At 37.4% G+C, this 16,825-nt stretch carries 15 protein-coding genes; 7 read left to right on the forward strand and 8 right to left on the reverse strand.

Features of this window, described 5'->3' with window-relative positions; genetic code table 11:
- The first annotated feature begins 73 nt into the window (after positions 1 to 73).
- A complete protein-coding gene (locus tag M2R48_RS06620; protein WP_262085510.1) occupies positions 74 to 2,848 on the forward strand; it encodes a M16 family metallopeptidase in 2,775 nt (924 codons plus the stop codon).
- A gap of 173 nt (positions 2,849 to 3,021) precedes the next feature.
- Here M2R48_RS06620 and M2R48_RS06625 read toward each other — a convergent pair whose 3' ends face one another.
- Positions 3,022 to 3,801, reverse strand: coding sequence for a ferredoxin--NADP reductase (locus tag M2R48_RS06625; RefSeq protein WP_004721908.1), 780 nt, complete (start codon positions 3,799 to 3,801; stop codon positions 3,022 to 3,024).
- Between the two features lie 99 nt (positions 3,802 to 3,900).
- On the opposite strand from M2R48_RS06625, the gene tsaA reads away from it, so the two are divergent.
- On the forward strand, positions 3,901 to 4,629 hold the full coding sequence (gene tsaA / locus M2R48_RS06630; protein WP_262085511.1) for a tRNA (N6-threonylcarbamoyladenosine(37)-N6)-methyltransferase TrmO: 729 nt from the start codon (positions 3,901 to 3,903) through the stop codon (positions 4,627 to 4,629).
- A gap of 91 nt (positions 4,630 to 4,720) precedes the next feature.
- Here the strand turns inward: tsaA and M2R48_RS06635 are convergent, their stop codons facing one another.
- Together M2R48_RS06635 and M2R48_RS06640 are read right to left on the reverse strand one after the other, a co-directional pair.
- The gene (locus M2R48_RS06635) at positions 4,721 to 6,190 is read right to left on the reverse strand and encodes a CHAD domain-containing protein (RefSeq protein WP_262085512.1); all 1,470 of its coding nucleotides are present in this window, start codon (positions 6,188 to 6,190) and stop codon (positions 4,721 to 4,723) included.
- A 190-nt stretch (positions 6,191 to 6,380) separates the two neighbouring features.
- Complete coding sequence (locus M2R48_RS06640; protein ID WP_262085513.1) at positions 6,381 to 7,841, reverse strand: CYTH domain-containing protein; 1,461 nt, start codon at positions 7,839 to 7,841, stop codon at positions 6,381 to 6,383.
- A 310-nt stretch (positions 7,842 to 8,151) separates the two neighbouring features.
- Between M2R48_RS06640 and M2R48_RS06645 the strand changes: the two genes are divergently transcribed.
- From M2R48_RS06645 to M2R48_RS06660, 4 genes are all read left to right on the forward strand, one after another.
- A complete protein-coding gene (locus M2R48_RS06645) occupies positions 8,152 to 8,535 on the forward strand; it encodes a DUF962 domain-containing protein (protein WP_262085515.1) in 384 nt (127 codons plus the stop codon).
- A gap of 125 nt (positions 8,536 to 8,660) precedes the next feature.
- Positions 8,661 to 9,287, forward strand: a complete 627-nt coding sequence (thiE, locus tag M2R48_RS06650) for a thiamine phosphate synthase (RefSeq protein WP_105714500.1) — start codon at positions 8,661 to 8,663, stop codon at positions 9,285 to 9,287.
- Between the two features lie 62 nt (positions 9,288 to 9,349).
- Positions 9,350 to 10,645 carry a glutamate-1-semialdehyde 2,1-aminomutase gene (hemL, locus tag M2R48_RS06655; RefSeq protein ID WP_004721899.1) on the forward strand — a complete coding sequence of 432 codons (1,296 nt, stop codon included), beginning with the start codon at positions 9,350 to 9,352 and terminating at the stop codon, positions 10,643 to 10,645.
- 146 nt (positions 10,646 to 10,791) lie between these two features.
- Positions 10,792 to 11,208 (forward strand): GlcG/HbpS family heme-binding protein, encoded by a 417-nt coding sequence (locus tag M2R48_RS06660; RefSeq protein ID WP_262085517.1) that lies wholly within the window; start codon positions 10,792 to 10,794, stop codon positions 11,206 to 11,208.
- Positions 11,209 to 11,299: 91 nt separating this feature from the next.
- On the opposite strand, the gene M2R48_RS06665 is transcribed toward M2R48_RS06660, so the two are convergent.
- From M2R48_RS06665 to M2R48_RS06675, 3 genes are all read right to left on the reverse strand, one after another.
- Positions 11,300 to 12,364, reverse strand: coding sequence for an amidohydrolase family protein (locus M2R48_RS06665; RefSeq protein ID WP_262085518.1), 1,065 nt, complete (start codon positions 12,362 to 12,364; stop codon positions 11,300 to 11,302).
- A 214-nt stretch (positions 12,365 to 12,578) separates the two neighbouring features.
- Positions 12,579 to 12,983 (reverse strand): DUF3144 domain-containing protein, encoded by a 405-nt coding sequence (locus tag M2R48_RS06670; RefSeq protein WP_004820141.1) that lies wholly within the window; start codon positions 12,981 to 12,983, stop codon positions 12,579 to 12,581.
- A gap of 53 nt (positions 12,984 to 13,036) precedes the next feature.
- Positions 13,037 to 13,408 carry a DUF3144 domain-containing protein gene (locus M2R48_RS06675; protein WP_262085519.1) on the reverse strand — a complete coding sequence of 124 codons (372 nt, stop codon included), beginning with the start codon at positions 13,406 to 13,408 and terminating at the stop codon, positions 13,037 to 13,039.
- Between the two features lie 88 nt (positions 13,409 to 13,496).
- Here M2R48_RS06675 and M2R48_RS06680 point away from each other — a divergent pair, with 88 nt between their 5' ends.
- Positions 13,497 to 14,129, forward strand: coding sequence for a hypothetical protein (locus tag M2R48_RS06680; RefSeq protein WP_239046075.1), 633 nt, complete (start codon positions 13,497 to 13,499; stop codon positions 14,127 to 14,129).
- Between the two features lie 152 nt (positions 14,130 to 14,281).
- Here M2R48_RS06680 and M2R48_RS06685 read toward each other — a convergent pair whose 3' ends face one another.
- Together M2R48_RS06685 and M2R48_RS06690 are read right to left on the reverse strand one after the other, a co-directional pair.
- Positions 14,282 to 15,253: a hypothetical protein gene (locus M2R48_RS06685; protein WP_262085520.1), complete on the reverse strand. Its 972-nt coding sequence runs from the start codon at positions 15,251 to 15,253 to the stop codon at positions 14,282 to 14,284.
- Between the two features lie 184 nt (positions 15,254 to 15,437).
- Positions 15,438 to 16,697: an MgtC/SapB family protein gene (locus M2R48_RS06690; protein WP_262085521.1), complete on the reverse strand. Its 1,260-nt coding sequence runs from the start codon at positions 16,695 to 16,697 to the stop codon at positions 15,438 to 15,440.
- Between the last annotated feature and the right edge of the window lie 128 nt (positions 16,698 to 16,825).

Genomic DNA, 16,825 nt, shown 5'->3' on the forward strand with positions numbered 1-16,825 from the left:
TAAATTTTGTTCAGAATTTCTTAAGATGTTTAGCTTATAAATGTTTAAAATTTAAAAAATTCTGGATTCTCCTATGCTCATGCAGTTGAAAAAACTCACCTTGTCGCTTTGTATTCTTGGTTTTAGTGCGTCTAGTTTTGCTCAAGCCATCCTGGTTAAATCTGAACATAATATCGAAGAATATAAGCTAGAGAATGGCTTTAGAGTTTTACTTGCACCGAATGACAAAGAAAGTAAAGTCTTTATGAATACGGTTTATTTGACCGGTTCATTAAATGATCCACAAGGCAAAGGCGGTCTCGCACATTTACTTGAACATTTAGCGTTTAAAGGCACACAAGATGTAAAAGGCGATGAGTTTCAACGCCGTTTAGATCAATATACGTTAATGACCAATGCCAGTACCGATTATTATTCGACTAAATATACCAATATAGTACGTCCAGACCAAAACACCCTAAATGAAGTAATTTATTTAGAGTCACAACGTATGGACAAATTGGTGCTTCAAGAACAATTCGTTCCTTCAGAAATCAATATTGTGATGCGTGAACGCGAAGTGCGTATGGATCAGCCTTTTGCTGTGCTGATGGACCAAATGTGGAAAGCAGCCTATGGCAACAAGTCATTAGGTCGTTTGCCGATTGGTGATCTTGCTGAACTACAGTCAATTAAAATGAATGAATTGAACAAATTCTATAAAGACTGGTATGCACCGAATAATGCAGTGATGGTGATTGCAGGTAAATTTGATAAAGCAGAAGTTTTAAAAGCAATTGATAAAAACTTTAGTGCGATAGCTGCACGTAAGATTCCTCAACAAGCAACAGTACCTTTACTTGATTCTTCAACCATAAAAAATCGTAATTTTGTGGTGAAAAAGGGCAGTGATCTTGCCAAATTCAACATTTATATGAATGGTAAGAATGAAAAAATTCAGCCAGTATTAGCACTTGCGCCATATTTATATACCTTACAACCGAGTGGTCATCTATATTCCAGCATGGTGGAAACTGGCGTCGCGACCAATGTCCAGTCAACAACATGGTTAGATGATGATTTTAACTTGGTGTTTATGGGCGCAATTTATGCACCAAACCATGATGCTCAAAAAATTGACAGTGCGTTGATTGCCGGTGTAGAAAAAAATAAAAGTTTTGATGATGTTGAATTAAAACGGGTTAAAAATCTGATCCAGAATGCCAATGAAAGTTTATTGACCAGTGCTGCTGCTGTCGGTGGTATGTTAAGTGATTATGTGGTGTCATCGCATGGCAATTGGGCACAATATTTTAAAGATCAACAAGCCATTCAAAAGTTAAGTGTGGCTGAAACTAATGCAACTTTAAAAGCATTTTTAACTGAGCAGCACCGTTTTAATGGTGATATTCAACCGACACCTGAAGATCAGAAAAAGGCGTTGGAGCAAAAGCAAGCTGCTGAAAAACCAAAAACTTTAGATCAACAAGCTGCTGCTGTAGAACCGTTAAAAGATGTCAGTGTTTATCAAGCCGAAGTTGCTCAATATGTTGAAAAATCGAAACAATATTTAACTGCAACAGAGAAAAAGATTCAACGTGGCACTTTAAAAAATGGGATGAAATATGCTTTATTCCCAACCTCGACACGTGATGATAAAACCTATGCAACCATTGAGGTTAATTTTGGTACAGCTGAATCTTTAATGAATAAGGCGCAAATCCTCGATTTTACGGCTTATTTATTATTACGTGCTTCTGAGCAATATAGCTTACAGAACATTGCAGATAAAACCATTGAAGCAAGTGGTGGAGCAACTGCGACAGCATTGGATAACGGGATTACTATTCAAATTTCAGCGAAAAAAGAAAAATTTGAAGAGTTCTTTAAATATATCGTGTCGGTGATGAAGAGCCCTAAATTTGAACAATCACAATTTGATTTAATTAAATTACAAAGCTTATCTAGTTTGGATCGACCATATACTGAGCCTGAAACAGTATCCTCTTTAACCATTGCACGCTTACTTGAAACCTATCAGCCGGGTGATTTACGTTATCATTTTGAACCAGAGTTGGCTAAACAACAGATTCAAGCAGCAACCAACCAACAAGTTGTTGATTTATATAAAACATACTTTGCAATGGATCATGCCTTTATTTCTATCACTGGGCAGTATGATGCAAAACCGATCAAAAAATTACTTGAGCAACAATTTGGAAATTGGTCAGCTAAACAACCTTATCAGCGTCTATCAACAGAATTTACCACTTATAAAGCGCAGAAAGTGCATGCCCTTTCAGAGCAGCGTGAGTTTGGTAGTTATCAAGCTTTGCAGACCTTGCCTGTAGGTGTAGACAATAAAGATGCCGCAGCACTGATTGTCTTTAGTTATATTTTGGGTGACTCGCAATTGTCTTCACGTTTAGGACAAGAGCTTCGTGAAAAAAATGCGTTGGTTTATGGTTTTGGTAGTCAATTAAACTTGGACTCTTTTAATGAAGCAGGTGCATTGTCGATCGAAGCCAATTACACAGCAGGGAAATCTGCTGAAGTATCGCAAGTGGTGCGTAAAGTGCTGAATGAGTTATTAGCGACTGGAGTAACCAGCCAGGAGTTGGAAGCGGCTAAAGCCAATATCATGAAGCAACGTGTGACGTCTTTAGAAGATGAGCGTGTGATTCATCGTATGTTAAACAGCCAACTTGAACGCAATAAGAAAATGGATAGTCGCGCTTTAAGAGATCAAGAGTTTGCTCAATTGACCAAAGCAGATGTGGATGCTGTGATTAAGAAGTACATTAAACCTGATCAATTGGTTGAAGTAATGGCTGACCAATATGGTCAAGCTCAGAAAAATCTAAATTGATGATTTAAATGACTCATTAACGCAAGGAAAGCCATACATTTGTATGGCTTTTTTATAACGATACAAGATCAATAAAAATGAGCCATCAAGCTGTATTGATTTATATTGATTAAACGGAAAAAAACCGAGGTATTCAACCTCGGCTTTCAATTTAACACTGCTTGAAAAATAAATTATTTTTCAACAAAAGCGCGTTCAATCACGTAGTCGCCTAAAACGCCCATTTTAGGGGATTCTTTCAGGCCGTGTTGGTCAAGGAGCTCGACAACATCGTCAAGGAATGCTGGGCTACCACAAAGCATTGCGCGGTCAGTTTCAGGATTAAAACGTGGTAAGCCAATTTTTTCAAATAATGCACCAGATTCAATCGCAGTGGTTACACGACCTTGGGTATGGAAATCTTCACGGGTCACAGTTGGGTAGTAAACCAATTTGTCTTTAATACCCAGCTCTTCAAAAAACTCATTGTTTGGAAGTTCGTTGAGAATTAGGTCTTGGTAAGCCAATTCAGAAATAAAGCGTGTACCATGTACCACGATAACTTTCTCAAAACGCTCATAGGTTTCTGGATCGCGAATCGTTGATAAGAATGGTGCTAGCCCTGTACCCGATGAAAGAAGGTATAAGTTTTTACCCGGATTCAAATCATCAAGCACTAAAGTACCTGTAGGTTTTTTAGAAATTAGAATTTCATCACCAACTTTTACTTTTTGCAAAATAGAAGTTAAAGGACCATCAGGCACTTTAATCGAGAAAAACTCTAATTCTTCTTCGTAGTTAGCGCTTGCAATAGAATATGCTCGCATTAAAGGCTTACCATTGACTTCAAGACCAATCATCACAAATTGACCATTTTTAAAACGTAATGCAGTATCACGTGTGGTCTTAAAACTGAATAGAGTGTCATTCCAGTGGTGTACGTGAGTAATCTTTTCGACGTTGAAAGCAGCCATTAAAGGTCTCAATAAATTATCAAATTAGAACAGCCTGCTATTCTAATCTAAAATCATTCTCGATAAACTGAATATATTTAATTGAACTTATCAGAAAAAATGATTATGACTGAGTTAAGTCTCCCGATTATTGGGATTATGCGTTCTCCTTATGTTGAAAAATTTGGTATTCCTCGACAACCAAATCTGGTTCAGGTGGAGTCTTTTATCGAAATGCATGCACCCTACAATGTCTTGGAAGCATTTGAGGGAATCGAGGAATTTAGTCATTTATGGTTGATCTGGCAGTTTCATGACAATAAAAATCAACAAGATAAAGATAAATTCCGTCCTCAAGTGAGACCTCCACGTTTAGGTGGAAATAAAAAAATTGGTGTATTTGCAACACGCAGTATGTATCGCCCTGCACCGATTGGTTTATCTGTAGTACAACTTAAAGCTGTCAAAAAAGAGGGGAATGCAGTTCGTGTATATGTGACAGGCAGTGACCTTTTAGATGGTACGCCGATTGTCGATATTAAACCTTATATTCATTATTCTGATGCTGTGGATGCGGCGCAAAGTGGTTATGCCCAGTATGAGCCTGTTCGTAAACAAGTTATTTGGTCTGAGCATGCACAGCAATTAAAAAGTAAATTTCTTCAAACAGCTGATATAGACCCAAAATATATCGCTGAACTTGAGTCGGTACTGGCTTTAGATCCTCGACCAGCTTATCAGCATGATGATGCGCGTATTTATGGGATGCGTTTTGGGCAATTTAATATTAAATTTAGTTGTGCTGAAGAAGCGATCCTAATTCAGGGCATTGAGTCGTTCAGTTATTGAAAACGTGATTCCATATCCTGCTTAAAACTTATGCGCTTTTGTCCGCTGTGATCGGAGCATATCGGTTTAAAGAGCAGGATAGTAGCTACAATTACTCTAAAACGGCTGTCTTGGCAAATTGCAGCAAATCTTGTTGTGATTTCAGCAAAAGCCGCTGCTGTTCTGCGGCAATCCAGCCTAAAGCAAACCAGACTTGTGGTTCTGCTTTGACCAATTTTTTTAACACATCTTCAGCAACAATCAGGTCATTGTAGAGACCTAAACTTTCTTGAGCAGGCTTTATGGCTTTTAAATATTTTTTGATTTGGCTTTTATCTGATAATGATGCAACAAACTCAATACTATAACGTAAACGCTTTAAGTTTTTACGAGTAAGGTGCCGTGCTTCGATGTCTAAATTTAAATAGTTTTCCGCATCAGTTTGAATTTTGCGATGTAATTGTCTAACTTTTTTAAATGCTGCTTTATGTACAGCTATTTGAGATTTTTCACTTGATTCTTGGGCAATAAATTGAATCAGGGATAGGACCAAATAATTAAAATTAAAAGATCTAAACAGTTTGGTTAATTTTTGCGAATCGACATCTTGTGGTTCTGGAAGTTTAAACTTAGGTGCACCAGCAGCTTCAAGCTGAGGTAATAACTCCTCTCGAATCATATCTAAATCACGAGCCGAACCGAGTTGTCTAAAAAGTTCGGTTAACTGGGTTTGCCAAGTGGGGTCGATATGCAAAGACCAATTGGAAAAGGTTTTTAAAGCACTTCTTAAGCGACGAATTGCCACACGTGCCTGATGAATATGTTTGGAATTAAAGTTTCCAGATGCAATTGCTGTACTGTTGGGAAGTAGATGTGATAAGCAATTATTCACGATCTTTTTTAATGCATTCTCAGGATGATCCTTTGAATTAAGAACAAGTGGCATTTGCAACTGTACGGGATTGTCTGGAGAGTTTTGTGCAAGCTGAAAACCTTGCTGTGCTTTGCTACGGGTATCAAGCCATAAGTTATAGCGTTTCATCCGAGGTAAGATAAAAGAAATGAGATCTTGAACAGTGCCTTGTTTCAGTTCAAATTCTAATTCACGTAATGCGAGACGCTGTTGATGGGCGATGATATGACCATGATCATAACTGACTTCAATTTCACTATTTTGAAATTTAAATAAGCTGAGTTTTCTTTCAATGTCTGTTTGAAACTGAACTTCTAATCCGTCTTTATGTTGTTCTAATAAGCGTTTAATATTTTTAGCAATATGCTTATTGCTGAGATAATTTTTTAGATCTAATCCTGTTTCCGCGCTTCCGATATTTTCCTCAAATTCAGCACGTTTAAGCCTTTGTTCTGTTGGAAGTTTGAGGGTTTGTACCCATTGCTGATTTTCTTGATCATCTTCAAGCCGTTGACGAAGCGAAATTGAATGTTCAGACAAAATAAATTGTGCCGTATCATAGTATTTGGCTTGTAAGTGCTGAATATTGGTATCTTTTCTTTGAAACGCTTTAATGAGCATTTCTTGCTTTTCTTCAGGTATTTGGAATTTCAATTCAATTTCAAACATGCTTATCGTTCCATTCTTATTTTCTCGATTTTAATCCGATAAATTGTTTTTTTTGAGTTTTTAATGAATGATTACAAATTCGCAACGTGAATACTCACGCGACTACAAATATTCAATTTTATGCAGTATTTAAAGAGATGATTTTATTCAATAATTTTAATCAATAAAACCACCTCTTCTTGCTGCTGATTTATTTTAAAAACTTACGACTAACCAAGAACTGTTCCGTCGCTTCAAGCAGTTTTTCTGCATAAGCTTCTTGTTTTGCGGTAAGCCAGCCTAAAGCAAACCAATCACTGGCTTCTAGGTCGGTTTGTTGTAGGTAAGATGATGATGAAGCAAGCACTTGATATTGCTCACATGCTTGTTGAGCATCATTTAAAGATTTCGCATATTTTTGTAAGTTCTTAACATCATAGATATTGGTTAGGATCGGAAAGCTAAATTTTAATTCATTTAAATGTTGAGCCAGCGCTTCTAAACTTTCAAGGTCGGATAGATCAGCTTCATTTAAACTTTCTTGTAACTGTCGATACTGATTTTGCAATGTATTTTGCGCAAACCATTTTAAGTCATGGGTTGGCGCTTTCGCAGACTGTCCTAAACTGAACATGAGTAATTCTAAATAGTGCTGCACATTTTGAGTCGATTTGACCAAATTGATGAGTTTTTCATTGGCATACAAAATATCCCGATCTAAACTTTGTGCTGTTTTCGGATTTTGCAGTAACGCACCTAATGTGCGTTGCATATGTTCAAAATGCTGTAAGTTTTTAAAATGACTCTCAAACGCTGAAAGTTGATGTGACCATTTATCCGTTTTGGTATCTGTCCAATCTTTAAATAGAGAAAGACTTAAATGTAAGTGGTGTAGGGCAGTCTGTGCTTGAATAATATGTTCAGGCTGGGCAACTTGTGCAGAAATCGCGGCAATATTTGGCAATAAATGTTGTAATTGACTGGCAATAAGCACACGTAAATTTTTATCTGCAGTGTCTTTTTTATTTAAAATGGTTTCTTTACTGAGCTGTGCCGGGCTGACTTTTTGACCTACAGTCAATAAGTGTCCAAATTCAGCTTTGCTACGTACATCGAGCCACAAATGATACTTTTTAACCCATTCAAAACTAAAGGCTAAAAGTGATTGAATTGAGCCACTTTTTAATTCAAATTCTACTTCATGAATTTCTTGTTTGGAGGTTTCAGTTCTGACTTCACCAATATCGAGGCTGATTTCAATTTCAGCATCTTCAAACTGAATCACACGGATGGTACGTTGGATGTCAGTTTCAAATTGTAATTGGAGTTCATCAAATTTATCCCCCAATGCATTTTTTAACACAGCAAGTGCTTCGGGTTTATTCTGGTAAATATCAATATCTAAATGTGGGGCTTCAGCAAGCTCACCTAAATCAATATTGTCTTCAAAGCGTTGTAAATGGCTTTTGGTGGCGGCTTTTAATGTTTGTACCCAACGCGTTCCTTCTAAGCGTTGACGTAGTGCAGCGCCGTGTTGGGACATCTGACGATCAGGTGTGTCGTAGTATTTTGCTTGTAATTGAATAATTTGGGATTTTTTAGGATCTAATGCTTTGAGGAGTGCATTGCGGCGGGCTTCCGGAATTTGAAACTTTAATTCAACTTCAAGCATGTGAGGGTCCTAAGTGTTAATCATGGTTATTAGAGAGTTAAACATTCTTGAATGTTTAATCTGGCATTGTAACTTAAAATGTGTCATCAGAAGACTTGTATAGCATGCCATTTGAGTATTTTTTACCGCTATATCGTTACTAATTAAATATTTAGAATGACAAAATTTCCTATTCCGTGACTTGTATGGTCTGGGCAATACTTGAAGTCGCAAATATAGATGAATTGTCAACAGACTTGATATTGAATTTGGCTGTTATTGCAGCATAAAATAAACTAAGCTGATTAAAAATAAAACAGGATGATTGATCATGAACGCGTATGTTGAGCCTAAATCGGAATTAGAGCAAAACCCAAAGTTTGAATTACCAATTAAAAACTATTCAGAATTTTATCGTTTTTATTTAACTGAACACCGTAGCATGATGAGTCGCCGTTTGCATGCAGCTGGAAGTAGTCTCGGTATTTATTTCTTTAGCAAAGCAATTCGTCAACGTAAAGCAAAATATGTGGCCTATGGACTGCTTTCTGGCTATGCATGTGCTTGGGTGGGACATTTTGTATTTGAGAAAAATAAGCCAGCAAGCTTTAAGCAGCCTCTTTATAGTTTTATTTCTGACTGGCGTATGCTTTCCGATATTGTACGTGGCAATTTAAGTTTAAAAGACCGTAGTCTAGATAAAATTGAGAGCTAATCTTGCCAGTATGGTAATAAATTAAACAAAAAAGCTTAGAGATTTCTAAGCTTTTTTGTTTTTGTCACGTCTTCGCTGAGAAAACTTGCTTATAATCCATTTATTTGATTGTTTGAGAATATTGAATGCGCGGTCTTTACCTGATTACCAACGACGATCCAATCCAATTATTATTAGAAAAACTCGAAGCTGCTTTAAGCACTAAGCAAGTCGCTATTCTTCAGTATCGCCGTAAAAAAGTAGCTCAATCTGATCAAGCCAATGAAGTGAAGCAGATCAAGCAACTGTGTGAAAAGTATCAGACACCATTTTTGATTAATGATGATTTAGATTTAGCTGAACAATTTAGTTTAGGTGTTCATCTTGGGCAGTCTGATGGTGAAATTTCAGATGCAGTGCAACGTTTACCACAAGGTGTCATCATTGGGCGGACTTGCTTAAACTCAATTGAGTTGGCTGAAAAAGCAATCGCTGAAGGAGCAAGCTATGTGGCTTTTGGCGCAATTTATGCAACATCGACCAAACCTGAAGCAGGTAATATTGGCCTAGCGACATTACAGCAGGCATCTGAAAAGTTTGATTTACCTATTTGTGCTATAGGCGGTTTAACAGTTGAAAATTCTCAAGCTGTGATTGAGGCTGGTGCTGACCTTTGCGCAGTGATTAGTGATATATTAGCTTTATCAGTTGAAAATATTCCTGCCCGTGTCGCAGCTTGGGCACAGTTATTTGCAGAAACTGCAAAATCTTAATTTGTATCGTGATTTTTTATATCATTTTGAAATTTTAGTATTCTACAGGATTGAGTCGATTTATGAGCCTATCTCCAAAACAAGAGCAATTGTTTAAACAAGCCAGTAAACATATTCCAGGTGGAGTGAATTCTCCAGTACGAGCGTTTAATGGGGTGGGTGGTACGCCAGTATTTATCGAAAAAGCCAAAGGTGCTTATTTATACGATGTCGATGGCAAGCGCTATGTGGACTATGTGGGTTCTTGGGGGCCGATGATTTTAGGTCATGCACATCCTGATATTATCCAAGCAGTACAAGAAGCAGCAGTTGATGGTTTAAGCTTTGGTGCACCGACAGTACATGAAACCACACTGGCTGATTTGATCTGTGAAATCATGCCATCAATTGAATTGGTTCGTATGACCAACTCAGGTACTGAAGCAACCATGACGGCTATTCGTTTGGCGCGTGGTTATACAGGTCGTGACATGATTGTGAAATTTGAAGGTTGCTATCACGGACATTCAGATTCTTTATTGGTTAAAGCGGGTTCAGGCATGTTGACCATGGGTGAGCCAACATCAAAGGGTGTACCTGCTGATTTTGCCAAGCATACGGTGACCTTGCCATATAATGATATTGAAGCTGTTAAAGCTTGTTTTGCGAAATATGGTCAAGAGATTGCAGGGGTGATTGTTGAACCTGTTGCTGGAAATATGAATCTGGTTAAACCAATCAAAGGTTTCTTAGAAACGATTCGTGAGCAATGTGATCAATACAAATCAGTATTTATTATTGATGAAGTGATGACCGGTTTCCGTGTAGCACTCGGTGGTGCGCAAGCATATTATAATGTAAAACCTGATTTAACGACTTTGGGTAAAATTATTGGTGCTGGATTACCAGTCGGTGCATTTGGTGGAAAACGTGAAATCATGGAATGTATCGCGCCTTTAGGTGGGGTTTACCAAGCAGGAACCTTGTCGGGTAATCCTTTGGCTATGCGAGCAGGGATCAAAATGTTTGAAACCCTTCGCCAACCTAACTTCTACACTGATTTGTCTGCAAAATTAGATCAATTATTACAGGGGCTACAAGCGGCTGCGGATGAAGCTGGAATCCCATTCTTTACTCAACAAGCTGGTGGTTTATTCGGTCTTTACTTTACAGATCAGACCGAAATTAGTAGTTTTGACCATATTTTAAAATGCGATATTGAAGCATTCCGTAAATTCTTCCACGGGATGTTAAATCGTGGTGTAAACCTTGCTCCATCTGCATTTGAGGCAGGCTTTATTTCAGCTGCACACAGTGATGAAGATATTCAATTTACCATTGATATGGCTAAACAAGTCTTTGCTGAAATGCAAGCTTAAGGGGATTTAAGGCCGCTTCGATTGCTTGAATAAATGAGCAGAATGGACAGTCTTTTTGCATCAAGTTTGATTTAGAATAAAAGCCTGTAGTCTAAAGGACTACAGGCTTTTTTGTGATTTTAGACATTATAATTCAGGAAGAAAATATGCAAACCAAACACTATTTAACCTTATCTGATGCAGAGTTTTTATTGAATAAAGCACATCAATATGCAATTGATCATTCTTTTAATGTCAGTATTGCCATCGTTGATGAAACGGGCAATTTATTGGCAATGAAGCGTATGGACGGCGCTTCTGCATTGACGTCGAAATTCTGTTTGGACAAAGCCAGATGCTCTGCATTAAGTCGTAGACCGTCAGGATCATATGAGACCCTTATCAAAAATGGTCAAATGGGATTTTTAACCATGCAGAGCGGCTCAGGGATGTTGGAAGGTGGTGAGCCTATTTTGTATCAAGGTCAGTTGGTTGGTGCAGTGGGTATTTCAGGAGTGAAATCATTTGAAGATGCTGAAATTGCACGACATGCAATTCAAGCCTTTCTTGCTCAATGTAATTAAACTTCTATACTTAAAAAATTATGCGTATAGGTAAAGTCAGTAAATAAGTTTGAAGAGGTGTTTAAATAAACACCTCTTTTATCTTGTAAAATTACAAACGATAGAATTGTTTGGCATTATGATGGAAGACATTTTCCAGTGCATTTTCATCATATTGCATCACGATATCACTAAACGCATCAATGATATTCACCAGACTGGTATTAACCCGATCCATTGGAAAATTGGAAGCAAACATCACCCGATAGGTGCCAAAACTTTCCAAAGCATGCAGAATCAGTGGTGCAACTAGATCAGTGATTTGTTGCTTAGAGGCCAGTTGTTTTTTCTTATAAAATTGATGACCAAGTACTGGCATAAATAGACCTGACATTTTGGTATATACATTTGGATAAGCGGATAATTCAGCAATAGCATCTTGCCATTGATAAAAAATATTTTCACGTGCTGTTTTAGACAAGCCTGTATTTTGTCCAATTTTACCAAACAAGCCTGCTGGTGTACCAAAGTGGTCTAAAACAATTGAGGTTTCTGGGAACTTTTTTGCCAGCTCAATTACATCGGGAATTTGATGAGAATACACCCAAGCATCAAAACTCAGGTTATGTTGCGCGAGTTGTTCAAAACCTTTTAAGAATTTTTTCTCGGTATACAGGTGCGGGATATCTGTCCAATTATGCACGCCTTTATCTTCATGAAAGGCAGCCATACGGCGTATACCGCGCAAACGTTTAGATGCTTTTTGGTGTAACTTTAAAATCTTTTTGAAATTAGGATCGCACGGGTCGGCGCTAGCCACGATGCCACCAAGTTTTACAGTATTTTCATTAAAGGGTAAGGATTCAATAAATTCTGTTTCACCCACGACGCCTTTGCCTTTCTGTTTGGCCCAACTGGCTTCAATATGCACCACTTGTTCGACTGTATATGAGCCAAGATCATGTTTATAGTCTTGTGGTAAATAGGGGCGGGTGATGTGCTCAGTTAGTCCAACCGTTTCAATCAAATCTTTAGCTTTGACTAAACGCACCATTTTATCGAGTAGGAATGGACGCTTGCCCAAAAGCTTTACCGCAAATGCTGCTGCATGAGGGGTGTTGTAGGGATCCCACTGGTGAATATGTGGGTCAATGATTGGAAAATTCAAATCTTGCATATAACGTCCAAATTGTTATTTATTATCAAAATACAATACATGAATTTTATAAAAGGTGAATATTGTCACTTGGTAAATTTATGGGATAAGGTCATTGGGAGGATCAGTTGATTTTATTGTTTTGGGATGACTGCCAAAAATTGTTATAAAAAATAGCCTCATTAAAGAGGCTATTTTATCAATGCTTTGATTGATCTAAGATGAATTAATTCAATCAGTGTTGATGATCATGGCCATCATGATCATGCTTGTGGGTATGAAAATCTTCGTTTTTACGGAAACGGAGATAATTTTCAAACTGCTCACAATACTCATCATAATTGTCTTCAAGCATCATTTGGAATTGTTGCAATATATAAGACATGACTTGTTCTTTCGCGTCACGCATTTCATCACCATCTTTAAAGGTGTTTGCAGCAACCCAGGTATTAAAACGTGCAGTAGCGAAGAGCATTGCTGAGCTGACTTGTCCACGAAGTTCTTCTGGCTTAGGTTGCTGTCCTTTCGCTGGGCGGCAAAACTCATTGGCTTGTTTGATAAACTCATCCGCACGCTCAAAAAAAACAGCATTTAAAGCTTCTTCTTCGGTGACATCAGTAGCATCGATTTTTTGAGACATGACTTTTCCACATAGCGTATTTCATTGGTGGGCTATTATAGGCAATCCAAGGGTTAAACGAAACGCTTTACTTCTTCTGTATCTGAATTTGCAAAATAGCTGTCAAAATTTTCTTGATATTCATCAAGATGATCTTCAAGCATGAGCTTAAATTGTTCTACATAATAGTCTAAGATGACTTGGCGATCCGCTTTAAAATCTGGCGCTTGATTGTAGGCACATGCCGCATGCCAAATACTATAACGAGCATTGGCATACATAAATGAAGCACTGATCTTTCCAGGATGTGCTGTCAAATGCGAAACTTGATGATTTTGTTCTGCAAATTGATTGGCGAGAGCAATAAATTCATCAGCACGCTCATAAAAGTATTCGTCAGATTCAACTTCTTCAGTTTCTTCAAAAAAATCATTATTTTCGGACATTATCATTCCTTTTCATAGACTTGTTTCATTGATATAACTATAGCATACTCAAATAGCCTAAGCTTAATAAATACTCAAGGAGTAGATAATGCAAGATGCGATTGCCATACAAAGCTTGAAAAGTGATATTGCATTATTACGCCAAAATATTTGGCCGCCTGTAGACTTAAGCAATGTTGAAGGTTTGCCAATTTATTATGGAACCCAATCCGCAGTAGAGGCTTACTATAAACAGTGGCTTGGGTTGCTAGAAAGGGCACAAACCTTGTATCAACCTTTTATGCAGGATGAGGCTTTAGATGTGGCTCAATTACCCAGCCATTTAAATTTACCTTTGTTCTTTTTTCATGTAGATCGAATTCGAATTAATAAAACCCGTGCCAAAGAATCAAAAACTTTTCGTGGGATTGCTTCACTGGTTGAGAAATGTGGGCAATTTGAACCCAGCCAAATTAAAAATATGTCGCAGTGGTTAAACAGTGATGATAGCGCAGCCTTGGTTGCGCATCGTGAGTTTATTGATTTAAGAACCTATATTTTCCAGTTTGGACAAAGTGAATATACCAGAACACGATTTTATGTGAATGGTTTAGTGCTGAGTACTGAAAAAGATTTTGAATTGGTCGATGCCCGCGATAAGCCGCGCAAGCCACGTAATGATAGCTATGCTGATCCTTTAGCGGATAACAATCTCTGGAAAGTATTTGGCAAATATCGTTAGGCTGTTGTGAAATAGACGGTTGTAGATTTTGTTAAATAGGCTGTGATTTTTAACTTTGTTGTTTTTCTAGCTACAAAATGAAACGAGTAGATTATTTTAAGCACTGACTAAAAATAAGATTTAGTCAGTGCTTTTATATAAAAGAATATCTTTTATTTTACAGCATCAATTGCAACACTTGCTGTTTTGTTAAACAGCGTACATTCTGACTTTAAGCCATTTAGATAAGCTTCTGCTAACTGCGCATTTATACTGTTTTTACCAAACTCAGCAACAGCATCTTGATAATCACGTTCATATTGCTTAATTTGGTTTGCAAGTATGTCATATTCACCCGCAGTATAATAACTTGCTGGGTAATAGTCAGAGCCGATTTTAGCTACGGCATCAACCGATGTATTCAGTTGCATGTCTCTGGATAAATCTAAGTTGAACTTTCCTAGCGTCGTTGAAATATAACCATCTTTAAAATATTTTGATGGGTCGTAATTATTCAGACGATAGCCTGAATAAAAATCAGCAAAGTTTGTATTTGTTGAAGAGGAAATTGATCGTAAACACGTTGATCCAGACGGGAATGTTTTGCCTTTTAGTTTTTGCACATAATATGAAGAATAAGCGCCAACTACTGAGCTAAGTGCTATGTTTGAACCAGCATAATGCTCAAATCCATTGATGTATGGACTAATTGCTTTGCCTGTTAAGTTCACTGTTTCAAATTTTTCAGTTAATTCCAATTGGTTATAGTTACGAGATGAATAGGGTGTAAATGTCCAAACTGTCGCTGTTTTCGATTTCAACGTTGCATATTGATAGCCCAAATCAGTTTTACTTTTAGGTGCATCATAGAGCCCATCTGTTGCTAGATAATCACTTAAAAGATCTGATGAAAGGAACTGTGTTGAACCATCAACGTTATATTCACCATTGATGTACATCTGCTTATTGTTAAAGCTAAACTTTACTTTAGTAAAGAGGTTAATGTCTTGGGTTGAAGCGCCAGTTTCATACCCAAACCATTCAGATTCGTTGTTCGTTGTATAATCCCCAGCATCTGAATCACCTCCACATGCGCTTAAAAATAATGAAGAAATGATGGTAAAAGACAGTAATTTAATTTTCATGAATTATTCCAAATTATAAAATATTAAAATTTATGAGTATAAAAATTCTCGCTGTCATCATATTTAAACATTTTATTTTTTCAATGTTTTTTTGATGAAATTTTAAAATTCTCTTAATTTTATATTGATCGAAAACTTAAAATGATTTTGCTGCTTTTCAATTTCATCCGTGCAAAAAAGTGCTTTAATATTGAAGAACCCAAACAAAAACGATGATAAACATGGTCATATGCAAAATTTGAATTGGAGCAAAGATCAAGGCATAGCGGCTGCCACCACTTAAAAATGCATTGATCGATTTCGCAATGGCATGTGCAGCTAAACCTAAAACAAAGGCGAGAGATAAGATGTGATTACTCGGTTCTCCCTGAATGACAATCGTGGCCAAAGCACCATGAATTTCAAATAATGAGGCCAAAAGCGTACCTGCAATTAAACCCGCATCGCCCAATAAAAGATTTAACCCATATACACCCGCCTGAATCAAGGTCAAAGACACTGCAATAATGGCTGCTTCTTTTAGACTAAACATACGGCTATCTGTAAGCTGATTATTTTCAATCGGTTGTGTATGACGCATAAACCATAAGGCAAAAATAGTCAGGATCGAAATAGCGATTAGACTGGGCAGTACAATGAGTTTGAACCATGTAATACTGACACCAATTACAATAATCATGAGTTGTAGTAGGGTTGCCACGCAAGACATTAATGCTGCCCCAGCATTGGCTTTGGCATCTGCACGTCCATTTCTGACTTCTAATCCTAAGCTGGCAATGGTTGCGGTACTGGAAACAAAACCTGAAGCAAGCGAAGACAACAGCATGGCATTTTTTGATGACAATAATCGTTTGGCAATATGTGCAAGTGCTTGCACCGCCAAGATTAAGGTGAGTAATTTTAAAATAACATAGGGGTTAAGCACAGCACCCCATAAAGCTTCGTTTGGTGTCAGTGGCAATGCAATTAATAACAATGCCAGTAAGAAAATTCCATCTTTAAATTCAGATTCTGTAATCCATTTCCCGGCAATGCCATGCATAGAATGTTTAGTCATCAACAAGACGGTGAGGATGACCGATAAACCTGCGGCAAAAGAAATATTCCAAACGCACATTCCACCGATAAAATAAGTGAGGATAAATGCAATTTCAGTGGTTACACCGGGATCATCAGTTTGATTCTTTAAAGAATAAATGACGATACCACCTGTAATGAATGCACCTGCAATGCCAAAATAGGGACCAAACAAAAAGCAAACAGCGCCAAGTAAAGCGCAAATGGCAAATGACCTTAAACCGGCAAAACTATTTTGATTTTCACGTTGCTGACTCCGTTCACGTTCAAGACCGATAAGTAGACCACAACCCAATGCAGCCGCAATGATGGTGAGGAAATCGGTATAAGAGCCAAATGAAAATGGATATAGCGATATAAAATTCATAGTGCTCTCCAAATAAGACCATGAATTAATAGAATGATTTCAATGTATCGCAAAGTATTAGAAAAACAAAAGTTTATTTTTTAGCCATGCGTTAAATACATTGTTGAATTTAGAAAATCCAAGAAATA

The organism is Acinetobacter sp. I-MWF (genome assembly GCF_025433935.1).
GTDB lineage: Bacteria > Pseudomonadota > Gammaproteobacteria > Pseudomonadales > Moraxellaceae > Acinetobacter > Acinetobacter guillouiae.

Excerpts from the sequence above, each read along its gene's own strand:
- M2R48_RS06620 (WP_262085510.1), top strand. The coding sequence starts at position 74 with ATGCTCATGCAGTTGAAAAAACTCACCTTGTCGCTTTGTATTCTTGGT.
- M2R48_RS06625 (WP_004721908.1), bottom strand. The coding sequence starts at position 3,801 with ATGGCTGCTTTCAACGTCGAAAAGATTACTCACGTACACCACTGGAAT.
- tsaA (WP_262085511.1), top strand. The coding sequence starts at position 3,901 with ATGATTATGACTGAGTTAAGTCTCCCGATTATTGGGATTATGCGTTCT.
- M2R48_RS06635 (WP_262085512.1), bottom strand. The coding sequence starts at position 6,190 with ATGTTTGAAATTGAATTGAAATTCCAAATACCTGAAGAAAAGCAAGAA.
- M2R48_RS06640 (WP_262085513.1), bottom strand. The coding sequence starts at position 7,841 with ATGCTTGAAGTTGAATTAAAGTTTCAAATTCCGGAAGCCCGCCGCAAT.
- M2R48_RS06645 (WP_262085515.1), top strand. The coding sequence starts at position 8,152 with ATGAACGCGTATGTTGAGCCTAAATCGGAATTAGAGCAAAACCCAAAG.
- thiE (WP_105714500.1), top strand. The coding sequence starts at position 8,661 with ATGCGCGGTCTTTACCTGATTACCAACGACGATCCAATCCAATTATTA.
- hemL (WP_004721899.1), top strand. The coding sequence starts at position 9,350 with ATGAGCCTATCTCCAAAACAAGAGCAATTGTTTAAACAAGCCAGTAAA.
- M2R48_RS06660 (WP_262085517.1), top strand. The coding sequence starts at position 10,792 with ATGCAAACCAAACACTATTTAACCTTATCTGATGCAGAGTTTTTATTG.
- M2R48_RS06665 (WP_262085518.1), bottom strand. The coding sequence starts at position 12,364 with ATGCAAGATTTGAATTTTCCAATCATTGACCCACATATTCACCAGTGG.
- M2R48_RS06670 (WP_004820141.1), bottom strand. The coding sequence starts at position 12,983 with ATGTCTCAAAAAATCGATGCTACTGATGTCACCGAAGAAGAAGCTTTA.
- M2R48_RS06675 (WP_262085519.1), bottom strand. The coding sequence starts at position 13,408 with ATGTCCGAAAATAATGATTTTTTTGAAGAAACTGAAGAAGTTGAATCT.
- M2R48_RS06680 (WP_239046075.1), top strand. The coding sequence starts at position 13,497 with ATGCAAGATGCGATTGCCATACAAAGCTTGAAAAGTGATATTGCATTA.
- M2R48_RS06685 (WP_262085520.1), bottom strand. The coding sequence starts at position 15,253 with ATGAAAATTAAATTACTGTCTTTTACCATCATTTCTTCATTATTTTTA.
- M2R48_RS06690 (WP_262085521.1), bottom strand. The coding sequence starts at position 16,697 with ATGAATTTTATATCGCTATATCCATTTTCATTTGGCTCTTATACCGAT.